Source organism: Ramlibacter pallidus (genome assembly GCF_015070875.1).
Lineage (GTDB): Bacteria > Pseudomonadota > Gammaproteobacteria > Burkholderiales > Burkholderiaceae_C > Ramlibacter > Ramlibacter pallidus.
This window is the reverse complement of the sequence record NZ_JADDIV010000004.1, coordinates 259,508-275,609: the sequence shown is the minus strand read 5'-3', so window position 1 is coordinate 275,609 and position 16,102 is coordinate 259,508. Positions and strand designations below refer to the sequence as shown.

The window sequence follows — 16,102 nt, the reverse complement described above, 5'->3', positions numbered from 1 at the left end:
ATGCCTATCCTCGTCACTTCCGAAGTCCCGGGGCAGACCGCCCAGGGCTACGACAGCGTGCTCGCGCAGGTGCGCGACGCGGTCGCCAACGCACCCGGCTTCGTGCTGCACGTCGCGCATCCCGACGACGGCTGCTGGCGCCTCCTCGAGGTGTGGCGCAGCAAGGCCGAGGCCGACGCGTTCTTCACGCGCCACGTCGTGCCCCACCTGCCGCCGGGCATCCGGCCGAAGCGCCACTACCGCCTGCTCCACAGCCTGGTGCTGCCGCCGCCGGTGCGGGCCGAGTCGCCCTGAAGCAACAGGCGAGGCTGCAGCGCCCCGGGGGACGGCGACAATAGCCGCAGATTGGACCCCACCATCGATTCGCTGTTCGGCCCGCAGGCCGGTGAAGACCCGGCCGCGCTCGCGGCCGCGCTCGCTCCCCCGGCCGCCCCGGGGCACTTCGACGAGCTGCGCGGCGGCGTTTCCACGCCCTCGGCGGAAGGCCTGGCCGCGCACGTCAAGGTGGTCCCGCCGCACGGCCAGCCCACGCCGCCATGGGCCCGCTTCTTCGACCACCTGGGCCCCGAAGGTTTCGCCGACCTGAACCGCCGCACCGTCAACCTGCAGCGGCAGGTGCGCGACAACGGCATCACCTACAACGTCTACGCCGATGCCGGCGGGCCGCAGCGGCCGTGGTCGCTCGACCTGTTCCCGCTGATCGTCACGCCGCAAAGCTGGCAACGGATCGAAGCCGGCGTGCTGCAGCGCGTGCGACTGCTCGAGAAGATCCTCGACGACGTCTATGGCCCCCAGCAGCTGCTGGCCGCCAACCTCCTTCCGCCGGCCCTGGTGCAGGGCCATCCCGGCTACCTGCGGGCCATGCACGGCGTCGAGGTGGCGGGCGGGCGGCGGCTGCACATCGCGGCCTTCGACCTCGCGCGCGACGAGTCCGGCGCCTGGTGGGTGATGGCGCAGCGCACGGAGGCGCCGTCGGGGCTCGGCTACCTGCTCGAGAACCGGCTGATCATCTCGCGCCTCTTCCCGGAAGCCTTCCGCGAGCTGCGCGTGCAGAGGCTCGCGGCGACCTATCGCGCATTGCTCGAAAGCCTGGTGGCGCGCTGCCCGGCCAAGGGCGAACCGCGGATCGTGCTGCTCACGCCCGGGCCGTACAACGAGACCTACTTCGAGCACGCGTACATCGCGCGCTACCTGGGCCTGACGCTGGTGGAAGGCAGCGACCTCACCGTGCGCGACGAGCGCCTCTACCTCAAGACGCTCAAGGGGCTGGAGCCGGTGCACGGCGTGCTCAAGCGGCTGGACGACGAATTCCTCGACCCGCTGGAGCTGCGCGCCGATTCGCACCTGGGCGTGCCCGGCCTGCTGCAGGCGATCCGCGCGGGCAACGTGCTGGTGGCCAACGCGCCCGGCTCCGGCTTCCTGGAAGGCGCCGCCCTGCTCGGGTTCCTGCCCGCGCTCAGCCGGCACCTGCTCGGCGAGGAACTGCAGCTGCCCGCGCTGCCCACCTGGTGGTGCGGCGAGCAGGCGGCGATGCTGTCGGTGCTGCCGCAGCTGCCGGACAGCGTGGTGAAGTCCACCTACGGCGGCCCGGGTGCCGGCGCCGTGCTGGGACGCAAGCTGTCGCGCCGGCAGCTGGACGAATGGACCGGGCGCATCCTGCGCGAACCGGAGCGCTACACGGTGCAGACCTACCAGCCGCTGTCGCAGATGCCGACCTGGAAGAGCAGCGCCGCGGGCGACCGCATCGTGCCCCGTTCGCTGCTGCTGCGGGTGTTCGCCGTTTCCGACGGCGCCCACGGCGGCTGGCGCGTGCTGCCGGGCGGCCTCACCCGGCTGGCCTCGGGCGACAACGAGATCGCCTCGATGCAGCGCGGCGGCAGCAGCGCCGACACCTGGGTGCTCACCGACGGCGAGGTGGACGCCACCAGCCTGCTGCACCACGAACACCCCGCGGTGGACACGCGCCATCGCAGCCGCACGGTGACCAGCCGCGCGGCCGAGAACCTGTTCTGGCTGGGACGCTACACGGAGCGCACCGAGAACACCGCGCGCCTGGCGCGGCGTGCGCTCGAAGGCCTCAACGGCGAGGACCAGAGTTCGGCGCCGCTGATGGCCTGGATCAGCGAAAGCTGCGCCGCCAACGGGCTGGTGCTCGCCGCCGTGCCGCCGGCGACGCAGGCGCGGCGCGTGTTCGAGCGTTCGCTCATCGCCGGCCTCGCCGACCGCAAGGCCGCCAAGAGCGTCGGCTTCAACCTGGCGGCGCTGCGTTCCGCGGCCGCCGGCGTGCGCGAACGCCTGTCGCAGGAACAGTGGAACCTGATCGTGCGCGCGGAACAGGCGTTCGCCCGCGGCTGCGCGCTGTGCGCCGCCGAAGGCGACTACTCCTCCGTCGAGGCGCTGCGCGTGCTGGAAGGGCTGTCCGAACACACGGCCGCCATGACCGGCGCGCAGACCGACCGCATGATGCGCGACGACGGCTGGCGGCTGCTCTCCACCGGCCGCCACCTGGAGCGCATGGGCTTCCTCGCGCAGGCGCTCGCCAGTGCCTTCGACAATGGAGCGGTGCACGACGAGGGCGGCTTCGAAGCCGTGGTGGCGCTGTTCGACAGCACCATCACCTTCCACGCGCAGTACCAGCAGCGGCACGACATCCCCGCCCTGCTCGACCTGCTGGTGCTGGACCGCGACAACCCGCGTTCGCTCGGCTGGGTGGCACAGACGCTGCGGGGCCGCCTCGCGCGGCTGGCGGGGTCGCCGCCCGGCGTGATGCCCGTCATGGCGATGCCGGTGCCGGACCCGCAGTACTGGACGCTGGAGGCCCTGTGCGAACGCGATGCGGAAGGCCGGCACGCCGCGCTGCTGGAGCTGCTGCAGCAATGCGTGGACGCCTCCTACCGCCTCTCCGACGACCTCACGGCGCGCTACTTCGCCCATTCGGGCGACAGCCGCTTCTCGCTGGGGGCGTGACCCGATGCTGCTGCACGTCCTGCACGAGACGGCCTACGACTATTCGCCCATGGTGCGCACCGCGCAGCACATGGCGCACCTGAAGCCGGCCAATACCCCCTGGCAGCAGCTCCTGAGCCACCGGCTGACGGTGGACCCGAAGCCCGCGCGCCAGACCGAATCGGTGGACGTGTACGGCAACACGCGCAGCTTCTTCGGCCTGCAATACGTCCACGACGGCCTGCGCGTGCAGGCGGAAAGCCTCGTCTCCACATCCCCGCGTCCCGAGCCCGCCGACAGCCTGCCCTGGGACGCGGCGGTGGAGCGCATGCGCTACCACCGCGCCGCGCGCTACGACCCGGCCGCCGAATTCGCTTTCGCCTCGCCCTACGTGCCGCGCGACACGGCCTTTGCCGGCTACGCGCAACCCAGCTTCCCCGAAGGACGCCCGCTGCTGGAGGCGGCCCGCGACCTGATGCGCCGCATCCATGCCGACTTCGAGTACGAGACGACCGCGACCGACGTGAACACGCCGGCGCTGGAAGCGCTCGCGCTGCGCAAGGGCGTGTGCCAGGACCTCGCGCACGTCATGCTCGGCTGCCTGCGCAGCCTTCGGCTGCCCGCGCGCTACGTCAGCGGCTACCTGCTGACCGAGCCGCCGCCGGGGCAGCCGCGCCTGGTGGGCTGCGACGCCTCGCACGCCTGGGTGTCGGTGTACCTGCCCGTGGCCGAAGGCACCGGCAGCTGGTTCGACCTCGACCCGACCAACGACCGCGCCGCGGGCGAGGACTACGTGACGCTGGCGATCGGCCGCGACTACTCCGATGTCTCCCCGATGCGAGGCGTGATCCACGGCGGCACCAACCACGCCTTGCGCGTGGCCGTCACCGTCACGCCGGCCGAAAGCGCCGCGCCCGCCGAAGCGGCGACTCCCTAGAATCCGCGCATCCAAGGAGTCCCCATGAGCGTCTACGACAAGCTGAAGGAACTGAACATCACGCTGCCGCCGGTGGCCGCGCCCGCCGCCGCCTACGTGCCGTTCGTGCGCACGGGCAACCTGGTCTACCTCTCCGGCCACATCGCCCGCAAGGACGGCAAGCCCTGGGTGGGCCAGCTCGGGAAGACGATGCAGACGGAAGAAGGCAAGCAGGCGGCGCGCGCCATCGCCATCGAGTTGATGGGCACCCTGCACGCGGCGGTCGGTGACCTCAACCAGGTCAAGCGCATCGTGAAGCTCATGAGCCTGGTGAACTCCACGCCCGACTTCACGGAGCAGCACCTCGTGACCAACGGCGCCAGCGAACTGATCGGGCAGGTCTTCGGCGAAAAAGGCCTCCACGCCCGCAGCGCCTTCGGCGTGGCGCAGGTGCCGCTCGGTGCCTGCGTCGAGATCGAGCTGATCGCCGAAGTCTGACCGGCGGGCGGTGTCGCGCCGCCCCCACTGCCCGGACGTGCATTCCTGCACGCCCGGCGCCACCTGGGCACGTCCGGGCCCCTTCCACGCCCCCTCCCCGACCTGCGGCGCCTTGGCGCATTGCCCCGAGCCCGCGCAAGTCGTATCTTCTGGTTACAAAAGTAACCGTTGAGGGGATTCCATGGGAAAGACTTTCCGGCCGCTCTGCGCGGCCCTGATGCTCGCCGGGCTCGCGACCGGCACCGCCCACGCGCAGTGGCTCCCGGAACTGAAGCTGAGCGGCTTCGGCACGCTCGGCGCCGTGCATTCGGACGAGGAGAACGCGGACTTCGTCGGCACGATCTTCCAGCCCAATGGCGCCGGCTTCACCCGCCGCACGGCCATCACGCCGGACAGCAAGCTGGGCGTGCAGGTGGACGCGATCTTCAACGACCGCTTCTCCGCCGTGCTGCAGGTGGTCTCGCAGCACCGCCACGACAACAGCTTCAAGCCCCAGGTGGAATGGGCGAACCTGAAGTTCCAGGCGACGCCTGACCTGTCGGTCCGCGCCGGCCGCATCGCCGCGCCGACGTTCCTGTACTCGGACACGCGCATGGTCGGCTACACGCAACCCTGGGTGCGACCGCCGATCGAGGTGTACGGCGTCCTGCCGATCACCAGCAACGACGGCCTGGACGTGAGCTACCGCAAGCAGTTCGGCAGCACCACGCACACGCTGCAGGCCTACTGGGGCCGCAGCAAGGCCCGCCTGCGCACGGGCGAAGTCGAATCCGCGCCGGGCTGGGGCATCAACGACACGATGCAGTGGAACGACTGGACCTTCCGCGCCGGCTACACCGCCAACGAGATCGACCTCGGCCTGCCGACGATCCGGGCGCTGGTGGGCGGCTTCAACGCGTTCAGCGCGGTCCCGGGCCCGATCGGCGCGCAGGCGGCCACGCTGGCGCAGCGCTACCGCACCAACGACCTGCAGCTGAGCGCGTTCTCGCTGTCGGCCAGCTACGACCCGGGCAAGTGGTTCGTGATGTCGGAGTTCGTGCAGTTCCGCGGCGAAGGCATCCTGGCCGACAGCCGCTCCTGGTACGTGGCCGGCGGCTACCGCTTCGGCACGCTGACGCCGTATGCGGTGCACGCGCGCACGCGTTCCGACGTGGCCGCCGAGCCGGGGCTCCCCGTGCCCGCCGCCGCCGCCCTGAACGCCGGCATCAACGCCGCCCTCAACAGCCAGTTCAACGGCTCGCAGGCGACGACGTCGGTCGGCTTGCGCTGGGACGCGATGAAGAACACCGCGCTGAAGGTGCAGTTCGACCACACCAGCCTCGGCTCCGGCTCCGCCGGCCGCTACGCCAACGTGCGGCCCGCCTTCCAGCGCGGCGGCAGCGTCAACATGTTCAGCGTCGCGCTGGACTTCGTGTTCTGAAGGAGGCTGCCATGGCCAAGCGCATCGCACTCCTCGCCACGCTCCTCGTGGGCGCCCAGGCGGCCCTCGCCGCGGATCTCGTGGTCGTCGCCCACCCGTCGGCCGCGCCCGTGACGAAGGAACAGGTCGCCGACCTGTTCCTCGGCAAGGGCCAGTCGCTCACGCCGGTGGACCAGGCCGAAGGCTCGCCGCTGTACGCCGAGTTCTACCGCAAGGCCACGGGCCGCGACGTCGCGCAGGTCAAGGCGACGTGGGCGCGGCTCGTCTTCAGCGGCAAGGCGCAGGCGCCGCGCCAGCTGCCGGACTCGGCGGCCGTGAAGAAGGCGGTCGCCGCCGACCCGAAGGCGATCGGCTACATCGAGAAATCCGCGGTGGACAGCTCCGTGAAGGTCGTCCTGTCCCTGGATTGAGGCCGCGGCGGCCCGTGCGCGGCGCCGCCGCAAGGAGCGTGGAGTGAAGTTTCGTACCAAGATCTGGATGCTGCCGCTGGGCGCGGCGCTCGTCTTCCTGGTCGGCGTGGCCCTGAGCTACCTGGTCGGCGCGCGCACGCTCGCCGCGCTCAACGCGCTGAACCACGTCGAGGCGCCCGCGCTGCAGCAGCTGCGGCAAGTCCAGCAGGGCGTGGAGCAGTTCCGGCTGCTGCTGCAGTCGGCCGCCGTGGAGGGCGACGCCGACAAGCTGAAGGAAGTGGAAGCCTCGGTCGCGCGCACGAAAGGCGTCATCGACGCGCTGGGCGCGATCGAGGGCAAGTCCGCCCTCGCGCGCGAGCTGCAGTCCGTCTTCCAGGAGTACCAGGGCGCGGCGGTGCGGGCTGCGCAGGCGATGCTCGCACGCACCGATGCGAGCGGCGACGTGAAGGGCATGCAGTCCGCCCAGGCGCGGCTCGACGACCTGCTCAAGCGCACGCTCGACGCGGCCGTGGCCCGCAACGACGGCCTGCAGGTGCAGGCCGTGCAAGGCGTGGGCAACGCGCTGTGGCTCACGCTGGGCATCGGCGTCGCCGTGCTGCTGGTGCTGGGCATCGCTTCGGCGGTCGTGATCCGCTCGGTCTGGCACGACCTCGGCGAGGAACCCGCCACCCTCAAGCTGCTGACCCGGCGCATCGCCGACGGCGACCTGCAAGTGGACGACACGGCCGGCGACGGCAGCTCGCTGCACGCCGCGATCGCGGTGATGGCCCGCCGCCTGCGGGAGACGGTGGGCACGATCCGGGACGCCAGCGAATCGATCGCCACCGCCTCCAGCGAGATCGCGGCCGGAAACGCGGAGCTCAGCGCGCGCACCGACGCCTCCGCCACCAACCTGCAGCACACCGCCTCCTCGATCGCGCAGCTCACGGTGAGCGTGCAGCAGAGCGCGGAGACGGCGCGCGACGCCAGCCGCCTGGCCGGCAGCGCCGCGCAGGCGGCGCAGCGCGGCGGCGCCATCGTCTCGCAGGTGGTCGCGAACATGGACGAGATCAGCGACGCCTCGCGCCGCATCAGCGACATCATCGGCGTGATCGACGGCATCGCCTTCCAGACGAACATCCTGGCGCTGAATGCCGCGGTGGAAGCGGCCCGCGCCGGCGAACAGGGCCGCGGCTTCGCGGTGGTGGCGGGCGAAGTGCGGACGCTGGCGCAGCGTTCCGCCGAAGCAGCACGCGAGATCAAGGCGCTGATCACCACCTCGAGCGGCAAGGTCGAAGGGGGCGCCCGCCTGGTGCGCGACGCCGGCCAGGCGATGGACGAGATCGTGCAGGGCGTGCAGAGCGTCGACGCGATGATCGCGCAGATCAGCACCGCCGCTTCGGCGCAGTCGGCCGGCATCGGCGACGTGCACCGCTCGGCGACGCACCTCGACGAAATGACGCAGCAGAACTCCGCGCTGGTCGAGGAGGCCGCCGCGGCCGCCGGCAGCATGCGCGAACTCGCCGGCAGGCTGAAGACCGTCGTCGACGCCTTCCGTGTCGGCGACGCCCACGTGGCGCGGGAGGCGCAAGCGCAAGCAGCGCCGCAGACCTTCACCCGGCCCGCCCTGCCTCCCGGCTTGCCCCTTCCGTCGGCGCGCTGAGCGCCGGCGATGCGGCGCCGGCACGGCGCGGCGTGGCATCCGCGTCAGGCGGCGCCCTCCCCTCCGTTCTCGGGCTGGAACAGCACGGACAGGATGCGGGCGGCGCCTTCCCCACCCGGGGTGCTCCAGCGCGCGGTCTCCCCGACGCACAGTCCGAGAAGCGCGGCGCCGACGGGCGACAGCACGGAGATGGCGCCCGCCGCGGGATCCGCTTCCTCGGGATAGCAGACCGTCAGCTGGAAAGGCATGCCGCCGCGCACCGGGTCCTCCAGCAGCACGCGGCTGTGCATGGTGACCACGCTGGAAGGAACGGCGCGCGAAGCCACCACGTCGCTGGTGTCCAGCATGTCCCGCAGGGCTTCCACGCCCGGCAGCTGGTGGCGCTGCTGCGCCAGCAGCCGGGTGAGGCGCAGGTGGTCGGATTGCGTGAGCGTGCGCTCGACGGGCGTGATGGTTTCCATGAAGTCTCTCCTCGCAAGGCAGGGCCGCGCGCACGCATGCAGCGGCGCGGCCGGGGTTGGCGTTGTGGAGGGGCCCGGCGGTCCGGGGCGCTAGGGGTGGAGGTGGACCGTCGGGCTCAGGAAAGTGCCTGCGATTGCGCGCGCTGGGCAGCGGCCGTCGCATTCCTGGCAGGCCTTCGCGCGCACCCGCGCAAGGCGCGCGTGGCGCATGCGTTGGTGGGGTGCGTCGGTCGGGTCATGGGGACAGTCTAGGCCATCCCGGCCCCGCGCAACCCAATGCCCTTGCGGTCCTTGCCGGATTGGCTCACTCGTCCAGCAGGCCGCCGCGATAGAAGCTGTAAGCCGTGCCGTCATGCAGGTAGAAGAACCCGTCCGCGCACCCGTCCTTGCCGGGAAAGAACTCGCGGTAGCGTTTGGGCACCAGCCGCTCGAGGTCCTCGTCGGAGAGTTCGTCGAACTCCTGGGGCGTGATGGGCTGGCCCGCCCGCAGGCGGCGGCGCTCCATCACTCCACCCGCGTCACGGACAGCGGCTTGAAGCCCAGGTCGGCCTGCTTGCCCTTGCGGCCGCGGCTGCCCTTCGCGTTGTTGAGGGAGCGGATCTCCAGCACCTCCTCGCGCTCCTTGTCGCCCCGGCCGAGGCCGGTGATGCGCACCGACCGCGTGTACGCCGCCGCGCCCGCCAGTTCTTCCTTGGGCTCCAGGTCCATCAGCATCAGGCCGCGGCCGCCGTTGGCCATCGGCTTGAGCTCCTTGATCTCGAAGGTCAGGATGCGCTTGCCGGTCGACGCGCAGCACACGTGCGTGGCGAAGGCATCGCCGCCCGCGACGCCCACGAGCGACGGCCGGCAGACGGTTTCGCCGGCGCCGAGCGAGACGAACGACTTGCCGCCCTTCTGCCGCGACACCATGTTCTCGACCGCGGCGACGAAGCCGTAGCCGCCGGAGTTGGACAGCAGCAGGAAGACGTTGCCCGCGCCCGCGAAGTAGTGCACCAGCTGCGTGCCGCTCTCGAGTTCGACGAAGGTGGTCAGCGGCTGGCCGTCGCCGCGCGCGCCCGGCAGCACCGCCACGGGGACCGAATAGATGCGACCGTTGCTGCCGAACGCCAGCAGCGTGTCCACGGTGCGGCATTCGAAGGTGCCGTAGAGGCCGTCGCCGGCCTTGAACGCGAAGCTTCCCGCCTCGTGCCCGTGGCCCTGGCGCGCCCGCACCCAGCCTTTCTGCGACACGACCACGGTCACCGGTTCGTCGATCACCTTCACTTCGGCGATCGCCTTCTTCTCCGCCTGGATCAGCGTGCGCCGCGCATCGCCGAACTGCTTCGTGTCCGCCTCGATCTCCTTGACCATGAGCCGCTTGAGCGCGGCGGGGGAACCGAGGATCTCCTCGAGCTTCTCGCGCTCGGTGCGCAGTTCCTTCAGCTCCTGCTCGATGCGCAGCGCTTCCAGCCGCGCCAGCTGGCGCAGCCGGATCTCGAGGATGTCCTCGGCCTGGCGTTCCGACAGCTTGAAGCGCGCCATCAGCGCCTGCTTCGGGTCCTCCGCCGCGCGGATGATCGCGATCACCTCGTCGATGTTCAGCAGCACCAGTTGCCGGCCCTCGAGGATGTGGATGCGGTCCAGCACCTTGTCGAGGCGGTGCCGCGAGCGGCGTTCGATGGTGCGCTGGCGGAACTCGATCCACTCCGCCAGCATCTGGCGCAGCGACTTCTGCACCGGCCGGCCGTCGAGGCCGACCATGGTCAGGTTGATCGGGGCGGAGGTCTCCAGGCTGGTGTGCGCGAGCAGCGTGGTGATCAGCTCCTGCTGTCCGATGCGGCTGGTCTTGGGCTCGAACACCAGGCGCACGGGGGCGTCCTTGCTCGACTCGTCGCGCACGGTGTCCAGCACCGACAGAACGGTCTGCTTCAGCTGCACCTGGTCCTGCGACAGCGCCTTCTTGCCGGCCTTCACCTTCGGATTGGTGAGCTCCTCGATCTCCTCCAGCACCTTCTGCGAGCTCACGCCGGGCGGCAACTCGTTCACCACCAGCTGCCACTGGCCGCGCGCCAGGTCCTCGATCTTCCAGCGCGCGCGCACCTTCAGCGAGCCGCGGCCGCTGCCGTACGCCTCCGCGATGTCGGCGGCGCTGCTGATCACCTGCCCGCCGCCCGGGTAGTCGGGCCCGGGCACCAGCGTGAACAGGTCCTCGTCCGACAGCTTCGGGTTCTTCACCAGCGCCACGCAGGCTTCGGCGATCTCGCGCAGGTTGTGGCTGGGGATCTCGGTGGCGAGGCCGACCGCGATGCCGCTGGCGCCATTGAGCAGCGCGAACGGCAGGCGGGCGGGCAGCACCACGGGTTCCTGCGTGCTGCCGTCGTAGTTGAGGACGAACTCCACCGTGCCTTCGTCGATCTCGTCGAGCAGCAGGTTGGAGATGCGCGACAGCCGCGCCTCGGTGTAGCGCATGGCCGCGGCGCCGTCGCCGTCGCGGCTGCCGAAGTTGCCCTGCCCGTCGATCAGCGGGTAGCGCTGCGCGAAGTCCTGCGCCATGCGCACCAGCGCGTCGTAGGCCGCCTGGTCGCCGTGCGGATGGAAGCGGCCCAGCACGTCGCCGACCACGCGCGCGCTCTTCACCGGCTTGGCGCCGGCGCCGCCGCCGAAGCCCAGGCCCATGCGCCACATCGAATAGAGGATGCGCCGCTGCACCGGCTTCTGGCCGTCCGCGACGTCGGGCAGCGCACGTCCCTTGACGACGCTCAGCGCGTATTCCAGGTAGGCCCGCTGCGCGTAGGTGGCGAGGTCCAGCCCGTCGTCGTCGCCACCGCCGTTCGCCAGGGTGATGAGGTCTTGCTCCATGTCTTGTTCTTCCGTCTGTTCTCGTGCCGGTCAGGCCAGCAGTTCTTCCTGGGTCAGCGTCACGATGCGGCGCTCGGACGACGACTGCACTTCCTGGTCCAGGCGCGCGTTCAGCCGCTGCAGCAGCTGCCGCGGCGTCATGTCGGTCGTCGGGACCCCCGTCATCACGATCCGGAAATGCAGGAACTCGGACTTGGCTTCCGGCAGCGGGTCCTTCAGGCCCGCCACCAGGATGCGGCCCGCGACCGTTGCCGCGGCCTGCGCGGTGCCCACGCCCTCGGCCAGGATGCCGATGCGCGCGTGCGCCAGCCGGGCGGCCACGTCGCCGTCGCGCAGCAGCGCCTCGCGCACGCGGTTGGCCGCCACCAGCACCGCCGACTCCGCGACCTCCGGCCCGAACTCCTCGCCCAGCGCCCCGAGGTTGTCGATGTTCACCACCATCAGCACGCTCGGATGCCCGTAGCGCCGCGTGAGGTGGCGCGCCGCCTGCACACGCTCGGCCAGCACCAGGGGCGTCGCCAGGCCGGTCAGCGGGTCGGTGGTGTTCCGCGCCAGGACGCGGGCGCGGGTCTCGCGGTAGATGCGGCCTCGCCACCCGGTGGCGAGATAGGTGCAGGCGGACCACACCGCCAGCAGCCCGCTGACCCAGATCGCGTCTTCCATGGTGAAGGGCTGCAGGTCGGCCGCGACATGGAGGCTGGCCGCCGCCAGTGCGGCCAGGCCGGGCAGGACCCACCACACCCAGGGGCGGCTTTGCCGCCACGCGGGCCACAGCACCAGCGAGGCGATTGCCAGCCAGAGCACGAGCCCCACGGCCATCGCCCAGACGTTGAAGAACGAGGCCACCGCGAGCGCCGGCAGCGCGATGGCGCTGGTCCCCAGCAGCCAGCGGCGCGCCTGGCGCAGGCCGCCGGCGTGGCTCATGAGGTCCAGCAGCTGCAGGCCCGCCATCGCGGGGACCAGCAGCAGCACCGCCGCCGGCACGAGGGCGTGCGGCGCAAGCAGCGCCTGCACGGCGATGACGGCCATCAGCGTGGCGGCGGCATGCAGCAGGTACGCGCGCTCCCGATAGGCATTCGCCTTGATGACGCAAAGGAAGACCAGCAGCACCTGGGCGCCCACGAAGGCGCCCAGCCACAGGGCGGCGGGATCGACCTTTCCGATCATGATGGCTGTCGCCGGAAGCCGTCGTGGCGGGATGGCAGGGGCATGTCCTCAGTTGTCCGGGCTGACGCCGTCCGGAAGGCCGTCGGGGAAGGGATGGGCCGGCGGCGCGGCGGGTGCCTGCGTCGCCGGCACGGCGACGGTCCCCGCCGGCACGGCGACGGTCCCCGCCGGCATGTTGCGGCGGGCCACGGCGCCGGGCAGTTCCATGCGCACGCGCCGCGGCGCCTCGCCGCCCACCGGGGCCATCGAGGGCGGCTTGAGCATGCCGTACAGCTGCATCACCGTCTTCACGTAGTTCTGCGTCTCGCGGTAGTTGGGGATGCGGTTGCCGGCACGCTGCACGGCGCCTTCGCCGGCGTTGTACGCGGCCAGCGCGAGCTCGATGCGGCCCGGGAACATCCGGATCAGGTCGCGCAGGTAACGCGCGCCCGTGCGGATGTTCACCCGCGGGTCGAACAGCTTCGTGGTGACGGGCGTCTTGCGGTCGGCCCGGACGCCGTAGCGCTCCGCGGTCGCCGGCATGATCTGCATCAGGCCCACGGCGCCCTTGGGCGAGACCGCCGTGGGGTCGAAGCCCGACTCCGTGGCGATCAGCGCCTGCAGCAGTTCGTACTCGACGCCGTGCTCGCGCGAAGCTTCGCGCAGGTGGTGCTTGACCTGCTTGTAGCTCGGGGAGATGTCGAAATAGGCGATCAGCTTGCTCGCCGACGCGCTCGGCACGGCCACGGCACGCGGCGTGGCGACGCCGCGGCTCGTGTCGAAGCTCTCGCCGCCGCGGAAGAAGAGTTCGTAGCGCTCGTCCACCTTCTCGGCGGCGAAATGGGCGACGCCGCGCTCGTCGACATAGCCCCAGACCTCGGCGCGCGCGGGCGTGGCGGCCAGCAGCGCGGCGAGCAGGCAAGCGACGAGCAAGGGTCGCAGCCTCATGCCGTCAGCTCCCGCGCTTGGCGCCGGCGGTCGGTGAACTCCGGCGCCAGCATCGACATCACCACCAGCGAGTCGAAGCCGTCGGGCACCTTCACGGCCTCGCGCAGCTCGCCTTCGTACGCGAAGCCTTCGCTTTCGTAGAGTCCCTTGGCACGCGTGTTCCGCTTCTTGATGTCCAGCCAGAAGCGGTGGGCGCCGAGGTCGTCGAAGGCGATCTTCTTCACCACGCGCAGCGCCGCGCGGCCGTACCCCAGGTGCTTGTCCCTGACGACCATGCGCTTGAGTTCGATCGACTGGTGCGGATTGCGGCAGCCGATCAGGATCAGGAACCCGCCGGCCTCGAGGTCGGGGCCCGTCTCGATGATGAAATGCCGGAAGTCCGGGAAGCGGATCGCCGCCTCGTGCTGGATGCGCTCCCAGGGCGTGATGTACGGCAGGTTGTCGGGGTCGCGCTCGAGCGACAGCACGAACGCGAGGTCGCTCTGCATGGTCGGGCGGAGGCGGACGCGGGCGCTCATCGTGCCAGCAGCGTGTACATGAGCCAGCCGTACAGGCCCGCGGCGAGCGCTGCACCGGCCCCGAAGATCCACTTGACCTTGCGGATCTCGCCATCGAGATGCGCGGTGCGCTGCTTGAAGATCTCCAGCTGTTCGCCCACCCGCTGCAGGTGGCGGTCAGCGTCGGCGAGGTCCCGCCGCTCTTCGGCGACGAGCTCGGCCTGCTCCCGCGCGGAGAACTTCCGGCGCGGATTCCGCAAGGCGGCGTGCAGGTGCCGGCCGGGTTCCATCAGATGTCCACCTCGACTTCGTCGCCGTGGATCTCCATCAGCTCGCGCCGCGCCGCGGCTTCGCCCTTGCCCATGAGCTTGGTGATCAGGCTTTCGGTGCCGGCGAAGTCGAACTTGCCCAGCTGCACCGGCAGCAGGCGGCGGGTGTCCGGGTTGAGGGTGGTTTCCCAGAGTTGTTCCGCGCTCATCTCGCCCAGGCCCTTGAAGCGGCTGATGGTCCACTTGCCCTCGGCCACGCCTTCCTTGCGCAGCTTGTCGAGGATGGCGGTGAGTTCGCCCTCGTCCAGCGCGTACTGCTTGCCGGCCGGCTTCTTGCCGCGCGCCGGCGTGTCCACGCGGAACAGCGGCGGGCGTGCCACGTACACGTTCCCCGTCTCGATGAGCTTGGGGAAGTGGCGGAAGAAAAGGGTCAGCAACAGCACCTGGATGTGCGAGCCGTCGACGTCGGCGTCGGACAGGATGCAGATCTTGCCGTAACGCAGCCCGCCGAGGTCGGGACTGTCGTTCGGCCCGTGCGGATCGACACCGATCGCCACCGCGATGTCGTGGATCTCGTTGTTGGCGAACAGGCGGTCGCGCTCGACCTCCCAGGTGTTGAGCACCTTGCCGCGCAGCGGCAGGATGGCCTGGCACTCCTTGTCGCGGCCCATCTTGGCGCTGCCGCCGGCGGAATCGCCTTCGACCAGGAAGATCTCGTTGTGCGAGAGGTCCTTGCTTTCACAGTCGGTCAGTTTGCCGGGCAGCACGGCGACGCCGGAGCCCTTGCGCTTCTCGACCTTCTGGCCGGCCTTCTGGCGCGACTGGGCGGCGCGGATCGCCAATTCCGCCAGCTTCTTGCCGTAGTCGACGTGCTGGTTCAGCCACAGTTCCAGCGCCGGGCGCACGAAGCTGGAGACCAGGCGCACGGCATCGCGCGAATTCAGGCGCTCCTTGATCTGGCCCTGGAACTGCGGGTCGAGCACCTTGGCCGACAGCACGTAGGAAGCGCGGGCGAACACGTCCTCGGGCAGCAGCTTCACGCCTTTGGGCTGCAGGTTGTGCAGCTCGATGAAGCTCTTGACCGCATTGAACAGGCCGTCGCGCAGCCCGCTGTCGTGCGTGCCGCCGGCCGTGGTCGGGATCAGGTTGACGTAGCTCTCGCGCACCGGCTGGCCTTCCTCGGTGAAGGCCACGCACCAGGCCGCGCCCTCGCCTTCGGCGAAGTTCTCGTTGCTGTCGGCGAAGCCCTCGCCCTCGAACAACGGGATCACCGGGTCGGCGGTCAGCGTCTGCATCAGGTAGTCGCGCAGGCCGCCCTTGTATTGCCAGGTCTGGGTGTCCTTCTTCTTCTCGTCGGTCAGCTGCACGGTCACGCCGGGCATCAGCACCGCCTTGCTGCGCAGCAGGTGGGCGAGTTCCGCCATCGGCACCTGGGTCGTCTCGAAGTACTTGGCGTCGGGCCAGACACGCACCGTGGTGCCCTGCTTGCGGTCGTCCGGGCCGGCCTTGCGCACCTTGAGCTTCTCGACCACGTCGCCGCCGGAGAACACGATGGCCGCCACCTGCGCTTCGCGGTAGGTGGTGACTTCCAGGCGCTTGGCGAGCGCGTTGGTCACGGACACGCCCACGCCGTGCAGGCCGCCGGAGAAGCTGTAGGCGCCGCCCTTGCCCTTGTCGAACTTGCCGCCGGCGTGCAGGCGCGTGTACACCAGCTCGATCACCGGCGCCTTTTCTTCCGGGTGCAGCCCGAAGGGGATGCCGCGGCCGTCGTCCTCGATGCTGGTGGAGCCGTCGGCGTGCAGGACGACGCGGATCCGCTTGCCGTGGCCGGCGAGCGCCTCGTCGGCGGCGTTGTCCAGCACCTCCTGCAGCACGTGCAGGGGGTTGTCGGTCCGGGTGTACATGCCCGGGCGCTGCTTGACCGGCTCCAGCCCCTTGAGGACGCGGATGGAGCCTTCGGAATACTCGGACGGTTTGGTGGCCATGGGTGGGGGATTGTAGTGGTCGCCTGCGGGTTCACTGGATGCGCATACAGCCCAGCCTACATTGATGCGGCTTCTTCATCAATCCCCGCCCAAGATTTCAACAGGGTTGTCAGGCCCGCGCCACGC

General features: G+C 70.6%; 15 protein-coding genes. 7 read left to right on the top strand and 8 right to left on the bottom strand.

Annotated features, from left to right (window positions below):
* The 7 genes from IM787_RS14570 to IM787_RS21715 all read left to right on the top strand — a co-directional run bounded on the left by IM787_RS14570 (position 1) and on the right by IM787_RS21715 (position 7,832).
* Positions 1–294 (top strand): antibiotic biosynthesis monooxygenase, encoded by a 294-nt coding sequence (locus IM787_RS14570; RefSeq protein ID WP_193677407.1) that lies wholly within the window; start codon positions 1–3, stop codon positions 292–294.
* Between the two features lie 51 nt (positions 295–345).
* On the top strand, positions 346–2,967 hold the full coding sequence (locus tag IM787_RS14565) for a circularly permuted type 2 ATP-grasp protein (protein WP_193677406.1): 2,622 nt from the start codon (positions 346–348) through the stop codon (positions 2,965–2,967).
* A gap of 4 nt (positions 2,968–2,971) precedes the next feature.
* Positions 2,972–3,883, top strand: a complete 912-nt coding sequence (locus tag IM787_RS14560; RefSeq protein ID WP_193677405.1) for a transglutaminase family protein — start codon at positions 2,972–2,974, stop codon at positions 3,881–3,883.
* 24 nt (positions 3,884–3,907) lie between these two features.
* Positions 3,908–4,360: a RidA family protein gene (locus IM787_RS14555; protein ID WP_193677404.1), complete on the top strand. Its 453-nt coding sequence runs from the start codon at positions 3,908–3,910 to the stop codon at positions 4,358–4,360.
* 181 nt (positions 4,361–4,541) lie between these two features.
* Positions 4,542–5,780 carry a porin gene (locus tag IM787_RS14550; protein ID WP_193677403.1) on the top strand — a complete coding sequence of 413 codons (1,239 nt, stop codon included), beginning with the start codon at positions 4,542–4,544 and terminating at the stop codon, positions 5,778–5,780.
* 11 nt (positions 5,781–5,791) lie between these two features.
* Positions 5,792–6,190 carry a hypothetical protein gene (locus IM787_RS14545; RefSeq protein ID WP_193677402.1) on the top strand — a complete coding sequence of 133 codons (399 nt, stop codon included), beginning with the start codon at positions 5,792–5,794 and terminating at the stop codon, positions 6,188–6,190.
* A 43-nt stretch (positions 6,191–6,233) separates the two neighbouring features.
* A complete protein-coding gene (locus tag IM787_RS21715; RefSeq protein WP_354004415.1) occupies positions 6,234–7,832 on the top strand; it encodes a methyl-accepting chemotaxis protein in 1,599 nt (532 codons plus the stop codon).
* A 44-nt stretch (positions 7,833–7,876) separates the two neighbouring features.
* Here the strand turns inward: IM787_RS21715 and IM787_RS14535 are convergent, their stop codons facing one another.
* The 8 genes from IM787_RS14535 to IM787_RS14500 all read right to left on the bottom strand — a co-directional run bounded on the left by IM787_RS14535 (position 7,877) and on the right by IM787_RS14500 (position 15,976).
* Positions 7,877–8,293 carry a GreA/GreB family elongation factor gene (locus IM787_RS14535; RefSeq protein ID WP_193677401.1) on the bottom strand — a complete coding sequence of 139 codons (417 nt, stop codon included), beginning with the start codon at positions 8,291–8,293 and terminating at the stop codon, positions 7,877–7,879.
* A 304-nt stretch (positions 8,294–8,597) separates the two neighbouring features.
* The gene (locus tag IM787_RS14530) at positions 8,598–8,798 is read right to left on the bottom strand and encodes a hypothetical protein (RefSeq protein WP_193677400.1); all 201 of its coding nucleotides are present in this window, start codon (positions 8,796–8,798) and stop codon (positions 8,598–8,600) included.
* Positions 8,798–11,131 (bottom strand): DNA topoisomerase IV subunit A, encoded by a 2,334-nt coding sequence (gene parC, locus IM787_RS14525; RefSeq protein WP_193677399.1) that lies wholly within the window; start codon positions 11,129–11,131, stop codon positions 8,798–8,800. The genes IM787_RS14530 and parC overlap by 1 nt, the downstream gene beginning before the upstream one ends.
* Positions 11,132–11,161: 30 nt before the next feature.
* Complete coding sequence (locus tag IM787_RS14520) at positions 11,162–12,298, bottom strand: GGDEF domain-containing protein (protein WP_193677398.1); 1,137 nt, start codon at positions 12,296–12,298, stop codon at positions 11,162–11,164.
* Between the two features lie 48 nt (positions 12,299–12,346).
* Positions 12,347–13,225 carry a lytic transglycosylase domain-containing protein gene (locus IM787_RS14515; protein ID WP_193677397.1) on the bottom strand — a complete coding sequence of 293 codons (879 nt, stop codon included), beginning with the start codon at positions 13,223–13,225 and terminating at the stop codon, positions 12,347–12,349.
* Complete coding sequence (locus tag IM787_RS14510; RefSeq protein ID WP_193677396.1) at positions 13,222–13,743, bottom strand: GNAT family N-acetyltransferase; 522 nt, start codon at positions 13,741–13,743, stop codon at positions 13,222–13,224. The genes IM787_RS14515 and IM787_RS14510 overlap by 4 nt, the downstream gene beginning before the upstream one ends.
* Positions 13,740–14,012 (bottom strand): hypothetical protein, encoded by a 273-nt coding sequence (locus tag IM787_RS14505; protein ID WP_193677395.1) that lies wholly within the window; start codon positions 14,010–14,012, stop codon positions 13,740–13,742. Before IM787_RS14505 ends, IM787_RS14510 begins: the two co-directional genes overlap by 4 nt.
* Entirely contained in the window at positions 14,012–15,976 is a 1,965-nt protein-coding gene (locus IM787_RS14500) for a DNA topoisomerase IV subunit B (RefSeq protein ID WP_193677394.1), read from the bottom strand. Before IM787_RS14500 ends, IM787_RS14505 begins: the two co-directional genes overlap by 1 nt.
* Positions 15,977–16,102 lie beyond the last annotated feature (126 nt).